General features: G+C 55.7%; 19 protein-coding genes and 1 other annotated feature. Of the genes, 5 read left to right on the top strand and 14 right to left on the bottom strand.

Annotated elements, in window-relative coordinates; genetic code table 11:
- The first annotated feature begins 58 nt into the window (after positions 1-58).
- Positions 59-832, top strand: a complete 774-nt coding sequence (gene yaaA, locus AAER43_RS03270; RefSeq protein ID WP_014882485.1) for a peroxide stress protein YaaA — start codon at positions 59-61, stop codon at positions 830-832.
- 32 nt (positions 833-864) lie between these two features.
- On the opposite strand, the gene AAER43_RS03265 is transcribed toward yaaA, so the two are convergent.
- The 7 genes from AAER43_RS03265 to yjjY form a co-directional block, all read right to left on the bottom strand.
- Positions 865-1158 carry a DUF2502 domain-containing protein gene (locus tag AAER43_RS03265; RefSeq protein WP_050862288.1) on the bottom strand — a complete coding sequence of 98 codons (294 nt, stop codon included), beginning with the start codon at positions 1156-1158 and terminating at the stop codon, positions 865-867.
- 289 nt (positions 1159-1447) lie between these two features.
- Positions 1448-2734 (bottom strand): threonine synthase, encoded by a 1287-nt coding sequence (gene thrC / locus AAER43_RS03260; protein WP_050862287.1) that lies wholly within the window; start codon positions 2732-2734, stop codon positions 1448-1450.
- A 3-nt stretch (positions 2735-2737) separates the two neighbouring features.
- On the bottom strand, positions 2738-3667 hold the full coding sequence (thrB, locus tag AAER43_RS03255; protein ID WP_014882482.1) for a homoserine kinase: 930 nt from the start codon (positions 3665-3667) through the stop codon (positions 2738-2740).
- 1 nt (position 3668) lies between these two features.
- Positions 3669-6131, bottom strand: coding sequence for a bifunctional aspartate kinase/homoserine dehydrogenase I (gene thrA, locus AAER43_RS03250; RefSeq protein WP_050862286.1), 2463 nt, complete (start codon positions 6129-6131; stop codon positions 3669-3671).
- Between the two features lie 24 nt (positions 6132-6155).
- Positions 6156-6273, bottom strand: a sequence feature (Thr leader region).
- Entirely contained in the window at positions 6212-6280 is a 69-nt protein-coding gene (gene thrL / locus AAER43_RS03245) for a thr operon leader peptide (protein ID WP_015572623.1), read from the bottom strand. (Overlaps the previous feature by 62 nt.)
- A gap of 211 nt (positions 6281-6491) precedes the next feature.
- A complete protein-coding gene (locus AAER43_RS03240) occupies positions 6492-7178 on the bottom strand; it encodes a tRNA/rRNA methyltransferase (RefSeq protein WP_050862285.1) in 687 nt (228 codons plus the stop codon).
- 399 nt (positions 7179-7577) lie between these two features.
- A complete protein-coding gene (gene yjjY, locus AAER43_RS03235) occupies positions 7578-7718 on the bottom strand; it encodes a protein YjjY (RefSeq protein ID WP_085928893.1) in 141 nt (46 codons plus the stop codon).
- Positions 7719-7813: 95 nt separating this feature from the next.
- Between yjjY and arcA the strand changes: the two genes are divergently transcribed.
- Positions 7814-8530: a two-component system response regulator ArcA gene (arcA, locus tag AAER43_RS03230; RefSeq protein ID WP_003856501.1), complete on the top strand. Its 717-nt coding sequence runs from the start codon at positions 7814-7816 to the stop codon at positions 8528-8530.
- Positions 8531-8579: 49 nt separating this feature from the next.
- Here the strand turns inward: arcA and creD are convergent, their stop codons facing one another.
- The 4 genes from creD to creA are packed head-to-tail and all read right to left on the bottom strand — an operon-like array spanning position 8580 to position 12587.
- Positions 8580-9932 (bottom strand): cell envelope integrity protein CreD, encoded by a 1353-nt coding sequence (creD, locus tag AAER43_RS03225; RefSeq protein WP_014882479.1) that lies wholly within the window; start codon positions 9930-9932, stop codon positions 8580-8582.
- A 56-nt stretch (positions 9933-9988) separates the two neighbouring features.
- On the bottom strand, positions 9989-11413 hold the full coding sequence (creC, locus tag AAER43_RS03220; protein ID WP_050862284.1) for a two-component system sensor histidine kinase CreC: 1425 nt from the start codon (positions 11411-11413) through the stop codon (positions 9989-9991).
- On the bottom strand, positions 11413-12102 hold the full coding sequence (creB, locus tag AAER43_RS03215) for a two-component system response regulator CreB (protein WP_057057765.1): 690 nt from the start codon (positions 12100-12102) through the stop codon (positions 11413-11415). Before creB ends, creC begins: the two co-directional genes overlap by 1 nt.
- A 14-nt stretch (positions 12103-12116) precedes the next feature.
- Positions 12117-12587, bottom strand: a complete 471-nt coding sequence (creA, locus tag AAER43_RS03210; protein WP_050862282.1) for a protein CreA — start codon at positions 12585-12587, stop codon at positions 12117-12119.
- Positions 12588-12798: 211 nt separating this feature from the next.
- Here creA and robA point away from each other — a divergent pair, with 211 nt between their 5' ends.
- Positions 12799-13668, top strand: coding sequence for an MDR efflux pump AcrAB transcriptional activator RobA (gene robA, locus AAER43_RS03205; protein ID WP_023336739.1), 870 nt, complete (start codon positions 12799-12801; stop codon positions 13666-13668).
- On the opposite strand, the gene gpmB is transcribed toward robA, so the two are convergent.
- A complete protein-coding gene (gpmB, locus tag AAER43_RS03200; RefSeq protein ID WP_014882474.1) occupies positions 13665-14312 on the bottom strand; it encodes a 2,3-diphosphoglycerate-dependent phosphoglycerate mutase GpmB in 648 nt (215 codons plus the stop codon). The two genes, robA and gpmB, sit on opposite strands and share 4 nt — an antisense overlap.
- A 50-nt stretch (positions 14313-14362) precedes the next feature.
- On the opposite strand from gpmB, the gene yjjX reads away from it, so the two are divergent.
- Complete coding sequence (gene yjjX, locus AAER43_RS03195; RefSeq protein WP_014882473.1) at positions 14363-14878, top strand: inosine/xanthosine triphosphatase; 516 nt, start codon at positions 14363-14365, stop codon at positions 14876-14878.
- Here yjjX and trpR read toward each other — a convergent pair.
- Both trpR and sltY read right to left on the bottom strand, forming a co-directional pair.
- Positions 14875-15201: a trp operon repressor gene (gene trpR / locus AAER43_RS03190; RefSeq protein WP_014882472.1), complete on the bottom strand. Its 327-nt coding sequence runs from the start codon at positions 15199-15201 to the stop codon at positions 14875-14877. The genes yjjX and trpR overlap by 4 nt on opposite strands.
- A gap of 55 nt (positions 15202-15256) precedes the next feature.
- On the bottom strand, positions 15257-17194 hold the full coding sequence (gene sltY / locus AAER43_RS03185) for a murein transglycosylase (protein WP_023332044.1): 1938 nt from the start codon (positions 17192-17194) through the stop codon (positions 15257-15259).
- A gap of 227 nt (positions 17195-17421) precedes the next feature.
- On the opposite strand from sltY, the gene ettA reads away from it, so the two are divergent.
- On the top strand, positions 17422-19089 hold the full coding sequence (ettA, locus tag AAER43_RS03180) for an energy-dependent translational throttle protein EttA (RefSeq protein WP_014882470.1): 1668 nt from the start codon (positions 17422-17424) through the stop codon (positions 19087-19089).
- Positions 19090-19159 lie beyond the last annotated feature (70 nt).

Here is a 19159-nt window from a genome sequence, read left to right as displayed (position 1 = left end):
GATCAATTCAGGGCGATTTTTTGTTAAAGTCGCTCTAAATTTCCTGCAAGGACTGGATATGCTGATTCTGATTTCACCTGCAAAAACGCTCGACTACCAGAGCCCGCTCGCCACTGAGCGCTATACCCAGCCAGAACTGCTGGATTATTCACAGCAGCTGATCCGTGAAGCGCGCAAGCTCTCTGCGCCGCAAATCGCCTCGCTGATGGGCATCAGCGACAAGCTGGCGGACCTGAACGCGACCCGATTCCATGAATGGCATCCGGATTTCACCCCTGCTAACGCGCGTCAGGCGATTCTGGCGTTTAAAGGTGATGTCTATACCGGTCTGCAGGCGGAAGACTTCAGTGAAGCCGACTTCGATTTTGCCCAGCAGCATCTGCGTATGCTGTCGGGTCTGTATGGCGTACTGCGTCCTCTGGATCTAATGCAGCCGTACCGTCTGGAGATGGGCATTCGTCTGGAAAACGCCAAAGGCAAAGACTTGTACCATTTCTGGGGCGAAATCATCACCGACAAGCTGAACGCGGCGCTACGCGCTCAGGGCGATAACGTGGTGATTAACCTGGCATCCGATGAATACTACAAGTCGGTGAAACCGAAAAAGCTGGATGCGGAGATCATCAAGCCGGTCTTCCTGGATGAGAAAAACGGCAAGTTCAAGGTCATCAGCTTCTATGCCAAAAAGGCGCGGGGCCTCATGAGCCGCTATATCATTCAGAACCGCCTGACCAAGCCGGAGCAGCTGACCGGTTTTAACAGCGAAGGCTATTTCTTTGACGAAGACGCGTCGGGGAAAGGCGAACTGGTCTTTAAACGCCACGAACAGTAAAACAACACCCCGCCTGCTGGCGGGGTGTTGCATTAATGGTGCTTCCAGTCCGGCCCTGGATGGCGATCTTCATGATGATGGTCGTGTCGATCGTCACGATCGCGATGTTCGTCATGCGGGCGCCAGTGGTTATCACGCCAGTCATAATGCGCCTTCCACCAGTCGTGGTCGCGCCAGCGGCCGCCGTCCCAGTAATGCCCGCTGTTGTCCCGGTCGCCAATCTGCAGTTTAACCGCCGGTACGAGGGTGATTTCGGATGCCTGTGCCGCCATGGGAGCGACCAGCACCAGTGAAAGCGCGATGAGTGCAGGTTTCAGTGTAGACATCTGTGACTCCTTATTCTTCTTGCCCAACGTGGGCCGATGTAAGGAGAGTACGCGAGGGGAACGGGGGATGTTATTCTCTGCAATCCTAAACGCTAAGTGACCGCATTTATTGGGAATTTCTGCTTTTTTCCTGCTTTATTCCTCCTTATTTTCTTCACAAAAAAGCCGGGTGGCGGCTTCGCCTTTCCCGGCCTAAAGATCGGTGCTGCTTTTGCCGGGTGGCGCTGCGCTTACCCGGCCTACAAACCCCGTAGGTCCGGTAAGGCATAGCCGCCACCGGGCAACACAATCACGCGCGAGTCATCATCAGCTTACGCAGCGCGGCAAAATCCGCAGGCAGCTCGTGTGACAGCAGCGGCAGGTCGGCACGCTCGGCCAGCTCTTTTGGCAGCGGCAGCGTTTCGCCCAGGATCGCTTCCACGCTCTCTTTGAACTTGGCGGGATGGGCGGTACCGAGGAACAGACCATATTCCCCCGGGTTGAGCTGGTCGCGCAGTGCGCGATACGCAATTGCCGCGTGCGGCTCAGAGGTATATCCCACCGCTTTCAGCTCGCGCATGGTCGCTTTAGTGGTCTCATCCGTCACCGCCGCGTAGCCCAGGTCCACCAGACGCCATACCTTGCGGCGGAACAGCTCCTCCACGCGCGGCCAGTTGTTTGGCTGTGACACATCCATGGCATTGGAGAGCGTTGCCTGCGTCGCGTTCGGTGCCCATTTCCCGTCTTTCAGGAAGCGCGGCACGGTGTCGTTGGCGTTGGTAGCGGCGATAAAGCGCTTCACCGGCAGACCGAGCGATTTCGCCAGTAATCCCGCCGTCAGGTCACCGAAGTTACCGCTTGGTACGGACACCACCAGCTGATTGCGCGCTTCCTGCGGCAGCTGCGCTACCGCTTCGAAGTAGTAGCAAATCTGCGCCAGCAGACGGCTGATGTTGATGGAGTTGGCGGAATTCAGCCCCAGCGCGGCCTTCAGCTCTTCATCATCGAACGCCTGCTTGACCAGCGCCTGACAGGCATCAAAGTCACCGTCGATCGCCACGGTCTCAATGTTGCCGCCGAGCGTACAGAACAGTTTTTCCTGCAGCGGGCTGATTTTGCCTTTTGGATAGAGGATCACCACGCGGACGTTTTTCAGGCCGTAGAACGCATGCGCGACCGCGGCACCAGTATCGCCGGAGGTGGCTGTCAGAATGGTCACCGGCTTGTCGCCGCTGATGTGGGTCAGCATCTGCGCCATAAAGCGGCCGCCGAAGTCTTTAAACGCCAGTGTCGGGCCGTGGAACAGCTCCAGACAACCGATGTCAGGCTCCACCTGCTGCACCGGAGCCGGGAAGGCAAACGCCGCACGCACGCGCTCTTCCAGCAGCTCCTGAGGGATTTCGTCGCCGATAAACGCAGACAGAATTTTGGTGCTGCGGGTGACAAAGTCCTGCTTCAGCAGTTCATCAATCTCGGTCAGCTGAAATTCTGGCAGGTCATGCGGGAAGAACAGCCCCTGATTTTTGCCCAGCCCCTGAGTCACTGCCTGCGCGAAGCTGACCTGCTCGTTATGATCTTTAAGGTTATAGAGTTTCATTCGTTATCCCAGTACTCGTGCGCCAGCCGTGTCCAGACGGCAAATATGAACAAAGCCTTCCTGATTTTGCAGGTAGTGTTTAGAGAGCCAGTCCGCCACGCGCTGCGCGGTGTCTGGCTTATCGCACAGGGCGAACAGCGTCGGGCCGGAGCCGGAGATGCCGCACGCCTGGGCGCCGATATCCATGGCGGCCTGTCGCGCCTCGTTAAAGCCAGGCAGCAGCTTCGTGCGGTACGGCTCGGCAATGACATCTTTCATCAGCTTCGCCGCCAGCTGCGGCTGACGGGTATAGCAGGCGTGGATAAAGCCCGCCAGATGACGTCCGTGAGCAATACAGTCCTGACGACGATATTGCGCAGGCAGGATCGCACGCGCTTCCGCGGTAGAGACCTTAATCCCCGGATACGCCAGCACCCACAGCCACTCATCAAACCCTGGCACCTGCTGGCTGATGATGCCATTTTCTTCGATCATCAGTTGCATACCGCCAAGGAAGCACGGTGCCACATTGTCATAGTGGATACTGCCGGAGATACGCCCTTCCAGCTCGCCCATTAACCCCAGCAGGCGGCTGTTATTCAAAGGCTTGCCGCAGTGCTCGTTCATCGCCACCAGCGCGGCAACCACGGAACAGGCGCTGGAGCCCAGCCCCGAACCAATCGGCATACTTTTTTCCAGCGTCATGGCGACCGGCACGTTTTTGCCGATCTCCTGACAGAAGCGTTCCCAGCACTGATAGACGATATTCTCGCGCGGGTCGGACGGCAGTTTGCTGGCGAATCGGCCCACGTTATTGAGGCTGAAACTCGCCGCCGCCTCAACCGTAACCGTATCGCCCAACAGCGAACCGTCCACCGGCGTGACCGCCGCACCCAGCACATCGAATCCGACGCTCATATTGGCGCTGGAAGCCGGGGCATAAACTTTGACCATGTTAAACTCCTAACTTCCATGACAGGGTACGCAGCAGATCGGCAAACACACCCGCCGCTGTAACATCGTTCCCTGCGCCATAGCCGCGAAGCACCAGCGGCAATGGCTGATAATAGTGGCTGTAAAACGCGAGGGCGTTTTCGCCGTTTTTGACTTTGTACAGCGGGTCGTTGCCATCCACTTCGGCAATCTTCACCCGGCACACGCCATCTTCTTCAATGTTGCCAACATAGCGCAATACCTTACCTTCATCACGGGCTTTCGCCACGCGCGCGGCAAAAGCATCGTCAAGCTGGGGTAAATTCGCCATAAAGGTGCTGACATCACCGCTGCTGTCAAACTCGGCTGGCAACACGGGTTCAATCACAATGTCCGAAAGCTCCAGCTCGCGACCGGTTTCGCGCACGAGGATCAGCAGCTTACGCGCCACGTCCATGCCGGAGAGATCGTCACGTGGATCCGGCTCGGTATAGCCCAGCTCGCGCGCGGCGCGGGTGGCTTCCGAGAGGCTCATGCCCTCGTCCAGCTTGCCAAAGATAAACGACAGGGAGCCGGAGAGAATGCCGGAGAAGCGCTGCAGTTCGTCGCCCGCATTCAGCAGATTTTGCAGATTTTCGATAACCGGCAGGCCCGCGCCCACGTTGGTGTCGTACAGGAACTTACGGCGCGACTTGCTCGCCGCCAGACGCAGCTGGTGATAGTAATCCATCGACGAGGTGTTGGCCTTTTTGTTCGGCGTCACCACGTGGAAGCCTTCGCGCAGGAAATCCGCATACTGGTCGGCAACGGCCTGGTTTGACGTACAGTCGACAATCACCGGGTTAAGCAGATGGTACTCTTTTACCAGACGGATAAGGCGACCCAGATTAAACGGCTCTTTCGCCTCTTCCAGCCCGGCCTGCCAGTTTTCAAGATTCAGACCATGCACATTGGTCAGTAGCGCTCTGGAATTGGCAATACCGCAGACGCGCAGATCGATATGCTTCTTCTTGAGCCACGCCTGCTGACGCTTCACCTGCTCGAGCAGCGCGCCGCCGACACCGCCCACGCCAATCAGGAACAGCTCAATGACCTGATCGGTATTGAACAGCATCTGATGCACCACGCGCACGCCGGTGGTGGCATCGTCGTTATCCACCACGACGGAAATAGAACGCTCAGACGAGCCCTGGGCAATCGCCACGATATTGATGTTGGCGCGGGCCAGCGCGGCAAAGAACTTCGCGGAGATACCGCGCAGGGTGCGCATCCCGTCGCCCACGACGGAGATGACGGCCAGACGCTCCTGAATGGAGAGCGGCTCCAGCAACTCCTCTTTCAGCTCCAGATAAAACTCTTCTTCCAGCGCACGGCGTGCGCGCAGGCAGTCGGCCTGCGGCACGCAGAAGCTGATGCTGTACTCGGAAGAGGACTGCGTGATCAGCACCACCGAGATACCGTTGCGTGACATTGCGGCAAATACGCGCGCCGCCATGCCGACCATGCCCTTCATCCCCGGACCGGAGACGCTGAACATCGCCATGTTATTCAGGTTGGAGATGCCTTTCACCGGCAGGCCATCTTCATCGAAGCTGGCACCAATCAGCGTGCCTGGCGCTTGCGGGTTACCGGTGTTTTTAATCAGGCAAGGGATCTGGAACTGGGCAATCGGGGAGATGGTACGTGGGTGAAGCACTTTGGCGCCGAAGTAGGAAAGCTCCATCGCTTCCTGGTAAGACATCGACTTCAGCAACCTGGCGTCCGGTACCTGGCGCGGGTCGCAGGTATACACGCCGTCGACGTCAGTCCAGATCTCACAACAGTCTGCGCGTAAACAGGCAGCCAGCACGGCGGCAGAGTAGTCGGAGCCGTTACGGCCCAGTACCACCAGCTCGCCCTTCTCATTTCCGGCGGTAAAGCCCGCCATCAGGATCATGTGGTCAGACGGGATTTTGCTCGCGGCAATACGGCGGGTTGATTCGGCAATATCAACGGTAGATTCGAGGTAGTGGCCCACCGCAAGCAGTTTTTCAACCGGATTGATGACGGTCACGCCGTGGCCACGCGCTTCCAGCAGGCCAGCCATGATGGCGATTGACAGTTTCTCACCGCGGCAGATCAACGCCGCGTTGATGCTGTCCGGACACTGACCCAGCAGGCTGATACCGTGCAGCACATGTTTGATCTGAGCAAACTCCTGCTCAACGAAAGACTTCAGCTGTGCGAGCGGGAAGCCGGGTTGTGCCTCCGCCAGCCCCTGCAGCAGCTCAGCGAAGATACGCTCGGCGTCGCTGATGTTCGGAAGTGCATCCTGACCACCGATGGTTTTTTCAATCATCGCCACCAGATGGTTCGTGATTTTTGCCGGGGCAGAGAGCACGGTCGCAACCTGCCCCTGCCTGGCGTTGCTCTCCAGGATATCGGCAACACGCAGAAAACGTTCTGCATTTGCCACTGATGTACCGCCGAACTTCAACACTCGCATGGTTCTACCTCGTTTCCTTTAGCCGAAAAAAAAGCCCGCACTGTTCAGGTGCGGGCTTTTTTTTGTTTTTCCTGTACGCGTCAGCCCGCATCGTTACCTGTGGTAATGATGATGGTTGTAGTAATGGTGGTGATGCTGATGCGTTTCATGGATGTTGTGTACTCTGTCATTATTATCTGTCTGTGCTGTATTCTTTTAGGGTTAAAGGATCGGGCACCTTAAGTCAATGAATTTTTAATTTGATCACAATTCCGCAGAGACTCACGCCCCGCTGTTTGCCGATTTATTTTCATCCGATTCCCCCAAATGCAACCCTTCATGACAGACAATTTCGCCATAGTAAAAACTTATGACAGCATTTTACTCGGCTAATTTTTTTTCAATATCGTGCAGCAAACGGTGCAACATTGCCGTGTCCCGCTGCTCAAGTCGTCCGAGACGCTGGTGTAGCCAGTCAGCCATTTTTTGATCGTCCGCCACATCCAGCCGCAAGAGCAAGTTCTCCACGCGAGCGCGAAGGGCAGCCAGCTGGTTTTCATCGGTTCCTGTATCGGGCTGCTGGGGGATTTGTATTAAGGATGCTAATTGATAGCAATAGACCATGACCGCCTGGCCTAAATTCAGAGACGGATAATCCGCGACCATCGGCGCGCCAGTCAGAACGTCCGCCAGTGCCAGCTCTTCGTTAGTGAGTCCGGAATCTTCGCGGCCAAACACCAGCGCCGCTTTCTCAAGCCACTGGCTTTTCTCTTCCAGCATGGGCACCAGCTCAGCAGGCGTGGCGTAGTAATGGAACTTCGCGCGGCTGCGGGCGGTGGTCGCAACGGTAAACGAAATGTCATGCAGTGCGTCGGCAAGCGTATCGTAAGTCGTTATATTATCGAGAATATCTCTCGAACCATGCGCCACCCAGCGGGCAGCAGGCTCCAGGTGCGCAGTGCTGTCCACAATACGTAAATCGGTAAAACCCATGGTCTTCATGGCACGCGCCGCAGCGCCTATATTTTCTGCTCTGGCTGGGGCGACCAGTACAATCGACAGATGCATTTATGCTCTCTTTTTAATCAGTTAGCGGGTAAAAATGTGATGTACTTCAACATATTACGCAGCGCAAATTTACAAATTTGCAACACAAATCACCGAAATAGCGTTTCACAACAAATTAAAGACGCTAAACTATTTTGTGTCTGAACAATCAGTTAGAATGTTAACAGAAGACCATTATCCCTATGTTTTATAATGATAATGGCATCATGAATACCCTATTCTGATTGGATTCGCTTCGTTTATATATCAATGTCCGCAACTAGTTGGTTTATTGAAAAATTGTGACAAAGGCTAGCATTCAGCTACGATGATTTCATCAAACTGTTAACGTGCTACAATTGAACTTGATATATGTCAACGAAGCGTAGTTTTATTGGGTGTCTGGTGTCACTTAGCCTGTTATGTTGCTGTTAAAATGGTTAGGATGACAGCCGTTTTTGACACTGTCGGGTCCAAAGGGAAAGTACCCAAGACCAAGCTAATGATGTTGTTGACGTTGATGGAAAGTGCATCAAGAACGCAATTACGTACTTTAGTCACGTTAAGCCGATCATGTTAATTTGCGACATGCATCAGGCAGGTCAGGGACTTTTGTACTTCCTGTTTCGATTTAGTTGGCAATTTAGGTAGCAAACATGCAGACCCCGCACATTCTTATCGTTGAAGACGAGTTGGTAACACGCAACACGTTAAAGAGCATTTTCGAAGCAGAAGGCTACGATGTCTTTGAAGCGACCGATGGCGCAGAGATGCATCAGATCCTTTCTGAAAATGATATCAACCTGGTAATCATGGATATCAACCTGCCGGGCAAAAACGGGCTTCTTCTGGCGCGCGAACTGCGTGAGCAGGCGAACGTCGCGTTAATGTTCCTGACAGGCCGTGACAACGAAGTTGATAAAATTCTTGGCCTGGAAATCGGTGCGGATGACTACATCACCAAGCCGTTCAACCCACGCGAGTTAACCATTCGTGCACGCAACCTGCTGTCCCGCACCATGAACCTGGGCACGGTCAGTGAAGAGCGTCGTAGCGTCGATAGCTACAAATTCAACGGCTGGGAACTTGATATCAATAGCCGTTCGCTGATTAGCCCGAACGGTGAGCAGTATAAACTGCCGCGCAGCGAATTCCGCGCGATGCTGCACTTCTGCGAAAACCCGGGCAAAATTCAGTCCCGTGCAGAACTGCTGAAGAAAATGACCGGCCGTGAGCTGAAACCACACGACCGTACCGTAGACGTGACCATCCGTCGTATTCGTAAACATTTCGAATCTACGCCTGATACGCCGGAAATCATCGCCACTATCCACGGCGAAGGGTACCGTTTCTGCGGAGACCTGCAGGAGTAATCCCGCAGTCAATGCAATAAAGAAAAACGGCGCATTCGCGCCGTTTTTTTTATTTCCAGATCCGCATCGTGTCGTTATCGGGCTCTGCGGGTGGCTCAGGGCGCTTCGGCTGTGAAAGCGAATACCAGTCGAAATGCCGGGTCAGGTACATCACGGCGAACAGTGCCAATGCGAGCACCGCTGACCCCAACAGCAGCGCACTATCCTCCGAGCGCAGCAGGAACCACATCACCACGTCCAGCCCCAGCAAGGCCAGCACAAACAACCCGCTGCGCTTCCAGCTTTTTAGCACCGCCTGCAGGTACATCCCGTTCATCGCAGCACCCACCAGGCTTGCAACAACCCAGGCAGGTGTAAAGCCGACGTGTTCTGACAGCGCCAGCAGCACCAGATAGAACAGCACCAGCGACAGCCCCACCAGCAGATACTGCATTGGGTGCAGGCGCAGCCCGGTTAAGGTTTCGAAGACAAAGAAGGCCATAAACGTCAGCGCAATCAGCAAAATAGCATACTTGATTGCCCGGTCAGTCAGCTGATACTGATCGGCAGGTGTGGCTACCGTGACGCTAAAAGCCGGGATCGACTCCCACGCAGGAGATTCACTCCCGTTGAACCAGCTCTCAAGGTTGTTCGCAAACCAGCTGCTCTGCCAGTTCGCCTGAAAACCTGAATCACCGATTTTGTGTTTCACCGGCAGATAGTTGCCCATGAAGCCCGGATGCGGCCAGTTGCTGTTCAGCGCCATTTCGCTGTTACGTCCCACGGGCACCACGGCAAAACTCCCCGTCCCCGCCAGATTCAGCGACATCTCCATGGCAAACGTTTTTGACTCCAGCGCTTTATCCGTCAGCGGGATATGAACACCGGAAAGCGCGCCAGATACGCCCGAACCCGGCTCTACGCTCAGCGTCTCGCCGTTGATACTGGAGACTTTCACCGTGCCAATACCGCGTGCATCGCCCACTCCAACAACGATAAACGGCTGCCCCAGGGTCATCGTCTCCCCTTTAAGCTGCGTCATTTTTTCGGTGCTGAACTGCGCTTTTATTTTGAGATCGGTGTTCCAGATCTGTCCGTCATAGATGCCGATATTTCGGGACTCAACGCGCTGGTTACCCTCAACAAGCAGCGACTCCGGCAGGATAAAATGCAGATAGCTTTTCTTGTACTCGACCTTCTTCTCATCCTCTAGCTTGTAAAAGATCTCTGTCACCGGAATCGCAATCAGCGGGCCGACCAGTTTTTGCGGTCCGCTGGTGCTCTGGCGAAGCGTATTTTCGACATCATTACGGTAGCTTTCACGCTCTGCAATGAGGTTACTTACCATAAACAACGGGACTAACAGCAGCAGAATGCACCCCAGCAGGGTGCTTATTTTCCAGAACAGGGGGGATTTCATCATTACGTCTCCTTTGTGATGAAGAGAGCGTAACCAGGCTGTGTGGGGGCAGTTTGAAGTTATGTGAAGGGACGGTGAAGTGTCAGCGTGGCCATCACGCCGCCCTCATCACGATTGCGCAATGTAATCTCTCCCTGATGCAGACGCGCCACCTCCTGCACAAAGGCCAGTCCGAGCCCACTGCTCTTAAGCCCGTTCTCGCGCGGAAGGGAATAGAAGCGTTCAAAAATACGATCCAGCGCGTAATCCGGGATCCCGCTTCCGCTGTCGATGACGACAAGCTGTATCTGCCCCTGCTCTTCCCGGGCCGCCAGTTCAATGGTTCCGCCCTGAGGCGTAAAATCGATGGCGTTATCCAGCAAATTGCCGAGCGCCTGTTCGAGGAGATCGGGATCGCCTTCAACATTAAACGGAACAGGCTGGATAGTCAGCACAATCGCTTTTGCCGATAGCAGGGCCGAGCGCGCGTCAGCAAGCCGCGTAAACAGTGATTTGACCCGGATGACCTCCGGCGTAATCTCGACCCGATTTTCAAGCCGCGCCTGCGCGAGCAGTTTTTCAACCAGCGACTGCATGCGTGCGTTTTGTACCAGAATGTTATCAATAAAGCGTGCTGCCACCTGCGGCGGCGGCTGCTCGGCGAGGATTTCCGCCGCGCCGCGTATGGCCGCCATCGGGCTTTTCAGCTCGTGGGTGAGCGCATGGACATAGCGTTCAATGTAATTTTTCCCTTCGAGACGAATGCGCATATTCTCCAGCGCCTGGGCCAGCTTGTGCAGTTCGCTGCTGCCCGGATTAGGTAGCGGGAGAGGCGTGTCGGTGGTCACCGAATCGGCATAGCGCGATAACGTACTGATAGAACGATTGATCCACCAGGCGACAAGAAGACCGATCAGCAAGGCAATGCCGAGCAACGCGCTACCCGCCCAGAGGATCCGCCGCTCGCTGCGGTGGATAACCGGAGCCATCGCGCTGTTCGGTTTCCCGACCGACAGCACGCCGATAATCTTACCCTGCTCCACAACCGGCGCGGCAACATACATTACCGTACTCTCAGGATCGTCTGGATTGCTCTGAGTGCTACGTGCGCCGTATTTACCGCGAAGCGTCAGCCAGACATCGTTCCAGCGCGAGTAATCTTGCCCCACGGCCAGACCGGCGGAATCAAACACCACTCTGCCCTGCGCATCGGTCATATAGACGTGATACTCGTTACGCACCTTATGGATGCCGCCGAGGTTGGCGCGGAAAGGCCGCTGATGGAGCTGTGAAAAGGCCTGCGCCAGTTTGCCCTGCCGCGCATTCCCCGAAAGAAGATCGTCGCGCCCGATTTCGGCAAGCAAGGTCGCGGTATCGATCAACGTCCCCTCGGTGGCCCTGCGCACGCCGGGCTTCACTTCCTGAACAAAAATCGACAGCACAAACCACGCGGCGATGCCCACGATCAGGAAATATCCCAGCAACAACCGCATCCCAATGCGCATCAGTAAAGGCCCAGACTGTAGCCCATACCCCGATGGGTACTGATGGGAGACTGTTCATCGTTCACCGCCCGCAGCTTGGCGCGCAGGGTTTTGATATGGGTATCCACGGTACGATCGAAGCTGTCGCCGTCTTCACCCCATACCTTGTCCATCAGCTGCTGGCGCGAAAATACCCGCCCGGGGGCCTGTAAGAAGGTTTTGAGCAGCAAGAACTCGTAGCGGGTCAGAGGTAAAACTTCACCGCACCAGCTTATTCGGGCGGCAGGTTCATTTAGCTCAAATTGCCCGATACGCATCGTTTCTGCTGGCGCGGCGGATTTTTGCATCCGCCGTAAAATTGTCCTTACCCGGGCGCAAACCTCTCGCGGAGAAAAAGGCTTGGCGACGTAGTCGTCGGCGCCCATTTCCAGCCCGAGGAGTTTATCCACTTCATCACTGCGTGCCGTGAGAAACAGCACCGGAAGTGACGGATGCTGAGCCAGCAGCTGGCGGCAGAGTTCAAAGCCGCTGATGTCCGGCAGCCCAACATCCAGAATGGCGAGCGCCGGGATCTGCCGCCGCGCCTCCTCCAGCACCGGTAAACCGCGCTCAAACGCCTTTACCGCAAAGCCTTCCTGGTGAAGCATGTAGATAAGCGTATCGGCGATGCTGGTTTCGTCTTCAACCAGCCAGACCACAGGTTGTTGCATGGTTCATCCCTGAATTAATGCCATGGCATAATCGGCACGGCGCTGATGGCGTTTTTCGGCGAGCCTTCCACCACTTTGTCGGAATAGGCAAGATAAGCCAGCGTATTGCGCTTCGCATCATAGAAACGCACTACCTGCAGCTTTTTGAACACCAGCGACGTCCGTTTCTGGAACACCACGTCACCCTGCGCTTTACCGTTTTTGATTTTATCGCTCAGCTCAACCGGCCCCACCTGCTGGCAGGAGATCGCCGCATCTGAGGTATCTTCCGCCAGCCCCAGACCGCCTTTAATACCGCCCGTCTTCGCACGGCTGACGTAGCAGGTGATGTTTTTCACATCTGGATCGTCAAACGCCTCCACCACAATTTTGTGGTCCGGGCCAAACATTTTGAACACGGTATCGACAGATCCAATCTGTTCCGCTTGCGCCGCACGGCCAACAACCAGCAACAGAGCGGTAAGAAGCAAAGTCTTGTATTTCATATTGTTACCATTCTTTAAAATTGCATTGAGCGATTATTCAACACTTTAGACAAAAATGTAGCAAGATCACAGGATTAGAATATATTCGCCCAAAACGGGGGAGAAAAGGCATTAATGCGCAAAAAAAACACTGAATGCTAAAACATCAAAAAATGCTATTATCCGCTAACCTGTTATCAGGCACCTGCTGTTTTAAGGATGAGGATAGTATATGGATCAGGCTGGAATTATTCGCGACCTGCTCACCTGGCTGGAAGGTCATCTCGACCAGCCTTTGTCACTGGATAATGTGGCGGCTAAAGCAGGCTATTCCAAGTGGCATCTGCAAAGGATGTTCAAGGATGTCACCGGTCATGCTATCGGGGCCTATATTCGCGCACGTCGTTTGTCCAAGTCTGCGGTGGCATTGCGCCTGACCGCGCGGCCCATTCTGGATATTGCCTTGCAGTATCGTTTTGATTCGCAGCAGACCTTCACCCGTGCGTTTAAAAAACAGTTCTCGTTGACGCCAGCGCTCTATCGCCGCTCGCCAGACTGGAGCTCGTTTGGTATGCGCCCGCCGCTGCGTCTGGGCGAGTTCGCCATGCCGAAATACGAAATTGTCACGCTGCCGGAAACCCATCTGATCGGTACGACCCAGAGTTACTCCTGTTCTCTTGAGCAGATTTCTGAGTTCCGTCATCAGATGCGTGTCCAGTTCTGGCGCGACTTCCTGAGTCATGCGCCAGCGATCCCACCGATCCTCTATGGTCTCAACGAAACGCACCCAAGCCAGGAAAAAGACGACGAGCAGGAGGTGTTCTACACCACCGCGCTGACGCCAGAGATGGCAAATGGTTATATTCAGGGGTCTAAACCGGTCGTGCTGGAAGGCGGCGAATACGTGATGTTCTCGTATGAAGGACTGGGAACGGGCGTTCAGGAGTTCATCCTGACCGTTTACGGGACCTGCATGCCGATGCTGAATCTGAATCGCCGTAAAGGTCAGGACATTGAGCGCTACTACCCGGCGCAGGATGCGAAACCGGAAGAAGGCCCAATCAATCTGCGGATGGAATTCTTAATTCCGATACGTCGTTAACGCTGCAGTTCATCAAGCGCAGGGGCATCGAGATGCGAAATGTCCCCTGCCATCTCCACGACCCAACCCGACGCCAGCCACGCACTTTCCTGATAATCAATTCGGGAAATAGAGCAGTTGCGCAGACGCAGACGACGTTCAGCATAAGCCGGTAATCCCAGAATGGTGCTCACCAGGCAGCCCAGCGCAATACCGTGACTCACCAGCAGCGGACGGCTACCTGCCGGAAGCTTCAGACATTCCGCCAGTGCGGCATGCATACGCACGCTCAGCTCCTGCATGGATTCCCCCTCAGGGATGCGGCCATCTTCGGTACCGTTGACCAGCGTACGACGCCAGCCCTCTTCCGTTTCGGTCAGCGTATCGATATGGCGTTTTTCCAGCACGCCCATATCCAGCTCGCGCAGACGCGGCTCAAGCATCACGTCACAGCCGCAGGCATCTGCGATGATGCGCGCTGTCTGCTGCGTGCGACCTAAATCGCTGGTGATCACGTGGGTAATGCCCAGCGTCCTGGCACGCTCTGCCACCTGCCACGCTTGCTGGATCCCCTTCTCAGTGAGAGGACTGTCTGACTGGCCTTGAATACGTCGCTCGGCGTTCCACTGCGTCTCACCGTGGCGAACAAGGTATACCTGTAACATGCTTTTTTTCCGTTATACTGCGATGAGTTTTTTTTGAATCGAGCTTAATTATGCACCATGTTGTCTCTGCTACCACCAATCCTGCCAAAATTCAGGCAATTCTAAAGGCTTTTGAAGAGATTTTCGGCGAAGGATCCTGCCATATCGAAGCCATCGGCGTCGAGAGTGGCGTACCTGAACAGCCGTTTGGCAGCGAGGAAACGCGCGCTGGCGCACGAAATCGCGTGGCAAATGCTAAAGCCGCGGCCCCAAAGGCGGACTTCTGGGTCGCCATTGAAGCCGGGATCGACGAAGGTGCCACCTTTAGCTGGGTAGTGATAGAAAGCCGAGAGCAGCGCGGTGAAGCGCGTTCTGCCACCCTGCCGCTGCCAGAGATCATTCTGAACAAAGTGCGCGAAGGCGAAGCGCTCGGGCCGGTGATGTCACAGTACACCGGCATTGATGAGATTGGACGTAAAGAAGGGGCGATTGGCGTCTTTACTGCGGGCACGCTCACGCGTTCAGGCGTTTACCACCAGGCGGTGATTTTGGCGTTAAGCCCGTTCCATAACGCGATTTATCGTTAGGTATTTTTCAACAACACCGCTTCCAGCCACTGGCGCAGCTCGACCGGCGCAGACTTCAGGCTGTTCGAGCCGCGGGTGATCGTCGCGATGCCCGCGCCCAGCTCATTTTTCAGCTCACGCTGGCTCATCTCACCGCGCAGTAGTTCTTCAATGATCCGCACGCGCGTGCCCAGCGCTTCACGCTCGTCTGGGGTCAGCATCAGCTGCATAAGAGGTAAGTGCAAATCCTGATCGTAAGACTGGCGAAGCAGCTCCACAAAACGAAGCCACTCCTGGTGACGCTGTTCGGCCATTGCCGAGGAATACGGGGAATGCTGGGTCATGTTATGCTGCCTCTTGTACTCATTAGCGAGTACAGCATAACACAACCCACGCCGATCAGTAACGTCTCTGCCACTCGGCATCGCTCATCAGGGTATCTTTCTGCCCCATGAAGTAGCGATAGTAAGCATCGTACGCCAGCACGTTCTTCACATAACCGCGCGTTTCTGAGAACGGAATGCTCTCCACAAACGCCACGGCATCGATGCGTCCGGCGCTGTTGCCGAGCCAGGTACGCACGCGCCCCGGCCCCGCGTTATACGCCGCCGACGAGAAAATGCGGTTATTGCCAAACTGCTGATAAACATACTGCAGATAGCTGGTACCGATGTTGATGTTGGTATCCGGATCGAGAAGCTGTGAGGGGCTACTGTACCCGGGAATGTTAAACATCTTCACCGTATGGGTCGCCGTTCCCGGCATAATTTGCATCAGACCGCTGGCCCCCACCGGGGAGCGGACTTTCGGATTCCAGGCACTCTCCTGACGGGCAATCGCCATCGCGTAACTTTGCGGGATATCTTTGCCGCTGGTGTAGCGTTCGAAAAGATCGTTGTACGCCAGCGGGAAACGCTCTTCAAGATGATCCCAAAGCTTACCGGCGATCGTCGCCTGCACGCTCAGATCCCACCAGTGGTTATCAAACGCATAGCGGGCAAGCTGGGCTTTCTCGTCGGTGGTGCGACTGGTTACCAGATTCGCCCACTCGCTGCGCGCGGTATTGTCCATATTCCAGTACATCAGCTCGCGCACGCGCGCCATCTCAGGCCCCTGCGTCAGCGCCGGGTTCGCATTCGCGGGCGCTTTATCAATGCGGAAGGTATACTCCTCGCCCAGGCGCTGCGCGGCCACCATCGGGTAGAAGCCGCGCTGCTGCATCAGGCCGTGGAGGATCTCTTTGGCTTCATCATCACGACCGCGCTCCATCAGCAGATCGGCCTGCCAGTAGCGCCATTCATCTTTCTCTTTGGCGTCCATCGGCAAACGTGCGAGCCAGGTATTCAGCCCCCGGCGATCGCCGGTGCCCAGCGCCATGCGCACGCGGCGCTCCACCAGCGACGTGGAGTTCGAACGCATAATGGCATCATCTCGCCAGCGTGCCTGTTCGTCGGTCACATCCGTGCCCATCAGTCGCCACGCCACGATGTCACGCAGCTCCTGGGTTTGATCGTCATTCAGCTGCTGAGCCTGCACCAGCTGCGGGATCATCAGCCGGGCGTTTTCCACATCGTCGCGCGCCACGCTGGCAAAAGCCACCGCCGCCATCTGACGGGTAAAGTCAGTCGCACCCGTGCTGCGGGCAAAGGTCAGGACGCTGTTCGGATCGTTTGCCAGCGCGATAACGGCCGTAGAGATCGTCTGATAATCGGAGGGCATCTGCCCCGCCAGCGCGGTCACCAGGCGCGTGTTGCCGGCTTTCATCGCCAGGCGAATACGCTCAAGATAGGCCAGCGGATCCTGCTTGCCGGAGGCTCGCCACGCGCCAAACAGCGAATCACAGGCATTCGGCTGGCTTTTGCCGGTCAGCCAAAGATCCTTCGCCCCGGCCCAGGCCTCTTCCTGCTGTCCGGTCGCCCATTTCGCATAGTAGTAGTTACATTGCGCTTCGGTGGTATTCGGCTTATCGGGGCTAAACGCCAGCAGCCCGCGCCAGTCTTCGCGACGCGCCAGTTCATTCACAAAACGAGATTGCAGGGTTCGCGCAGGCGGCAGGGTCGGGTTCGCCTGAATGAAATTATTCACAGTGACGGTCGGCTGGTTCATGAGATCGTCAGTGATCTGGCGATACTCCAGATACGGATACAGCGGATAATCCTTCAGCGTCGGCATCAGCGCCTGCACGGTATCCATCTGCTTATTGTCCCACGCCTGTTTAATCTGGGCGTAGCGATTACGTTGTTCATCCAGTGAATCGGCATGCACCGCCTGGCTTACCGCCATTACGCATACGCTGGCAGCCAGCAGACGCCAGACCACCTGTTTGGCTTTTTCCACAAGCTCTTCCTCATTGTTTTTTCGTCAATTGCAGCGTCTTGCCACGTCAAAGTCACACCAACTTATGCTAACCAGGCATCCTGCAACGCGCCACGTTATGGACACTTTTTTACCTTTCTTGCGCGTTTTAACACTCCCGACGTTCCTGGCTGGGATTAGGGCGTGAAAAAGGCTACACTTCGAGGCTGAAATTCCTTCTCATTACGATAAAAGAGGCGAAGTCCAACGTGGCTCAATTCGTTTATACCATGCATCGTGTCGGCAAAGTTGTCCCGCCGAAACGTCATATTCTTAAAAATATCTCGCTGAGCTTCTTCCCGGGCGCAAAAATTGGTGTTCTGGGTCTCAACGGTGCCGGTAAGTCCACCCTGCTGCGCATCATGGCCGGCATCGATACAGACATCGAAGGTGAAGCCCGTCCGCAGCCTGGCATCAAGATCGGCTACCTGCCGCAGGAACCTCAGCTGAACCCGGAACACACCGTTCGTGAATCCGTTGAAGAAGCGGTTTCCGAAGTGGTTAACGCCCTGAAAGGTCTGGATGAAGTGTATGCCAAATACGCCGAGCCGGATGCAGACTTCGACAAGCTGGCCGCTCAGCAGGGCAAGTTTGAAGAGATTATCCAGGCGCACGACGGTCATAACCTGAACGTACAGCTGGAGCGCGCGGCCGATGCCCTGCGCCTGCCGGACTGGGATGCGAAAATCGCCAATCTTTCCGGGGGTGAACGCCGCCGCGTAGCGCTGTGCCGCCTGCTGCTGGAAAAACCAGACATGCTGCTGCTTGACGAACCCACCAACCACCTGGATGCGGAATCCGTGGCGTGGCTGGAACGCTTCCTGCACGACTTCGAAGGCACCGTGGTGGCAATTACCCACGACCGTTACTTCCTCGACAACGTCGCAGGCTGGATCCTGGAGCTGGACCGTGGTGAAGGTATTCCATGGGAAGGTAACTACTCCTCCTGGCTGGAGCAGAAAGATCAGCGTCTGGCGCAGGAAGCTTCTCAGGAAGCCGCGCGTCGTAAGTCTATCGAGAAAGAACTGGAGTGGGTTCGTCAGGGCGCTAAAGGCCGTCAGTCTAAGGGCAAAGCCCGTCTGGCACGCTTTGAAGAGCTGAACAACACCGAATACCAGAAACGTAACGAGACCAACGAACTGTTTATTCCGCCTGGAGCACGTCTGGGGGATAAAGTGGTTGAAGTCACCAATCTGCGTAAGTCATACGGCGATCGCCTGCTGATTGACGATCTGACCTTCTCCGTACCAAAAGGGGCTATCGTCGGGATCATCGGTCCGAACGGCGCGGGTAAATCGACGCTGTTCCGCATGATGTCCGGTCAGGAGCAGCCTGACAGCGGCTCTATCACCCTGGGTGAAACCGTGAAGCTGGCGTCCGTTGATCAGTTCCGTGACGCGATGGATAACAGCAAAACCGTGTGGGAAGAAGTGTCCGGCGGTCTGGATATTATGCGTATCGGCAACACCGAGATGCCAAGCCGCGCTTACGTTGGCCGCTTCAACTTCAAAGGCACCGACCAGGGCAAACGCGTGGGCGAGCTGTCCGGCGGTGAGCGTGGTCGTCTGCACCTGGCGAAGCTGCTGCAGGTTGGCGGTAACGTACTGCTGCTCGATGAACCGACCAACGACCTGGACATCGAAACCCTGCGCGCGCTGGAAAACGCCCTGCTGGAGTTCCCGGGCTGCGCGATGGTTATCTCGCACGACCGTTGGTTCCTTGACCGTATCGCGACCCACATTCTGGACTACCAGGATGAAGGGAAAGTGGAGTTCTTCGAAGGTAACTTCACCGAATACGAAGAGTACAAGAAACGCACGCTGGGCGCTGACGCGCTGGAGCCGAAGCGTATTAAGTACAAGCGTATTGCGAAATAAAAGCAAAACGGCAACTTCGGTTGCCGTTTTTAGTATTTGTTCCCTCTCCCCGTGGGAGAGGGCCAGGGTG

Source organism: Enterobacter sp. FUJ80071 (assembly GCF_038739915.1).
In the GTDB taxonomy this organism is placed as follows: Bacteria; Pseudomonadota; Gammaproteobacteria; order Enterobacterales; family Enterobacteriaceae; genus Enterobacter; species Enterobacter kobei.
The sequence above is the reverse complement of the archived record's forward strand: the minus strand, read 5'-3'. Positions and strand labels throughout refer to the sequence as shown.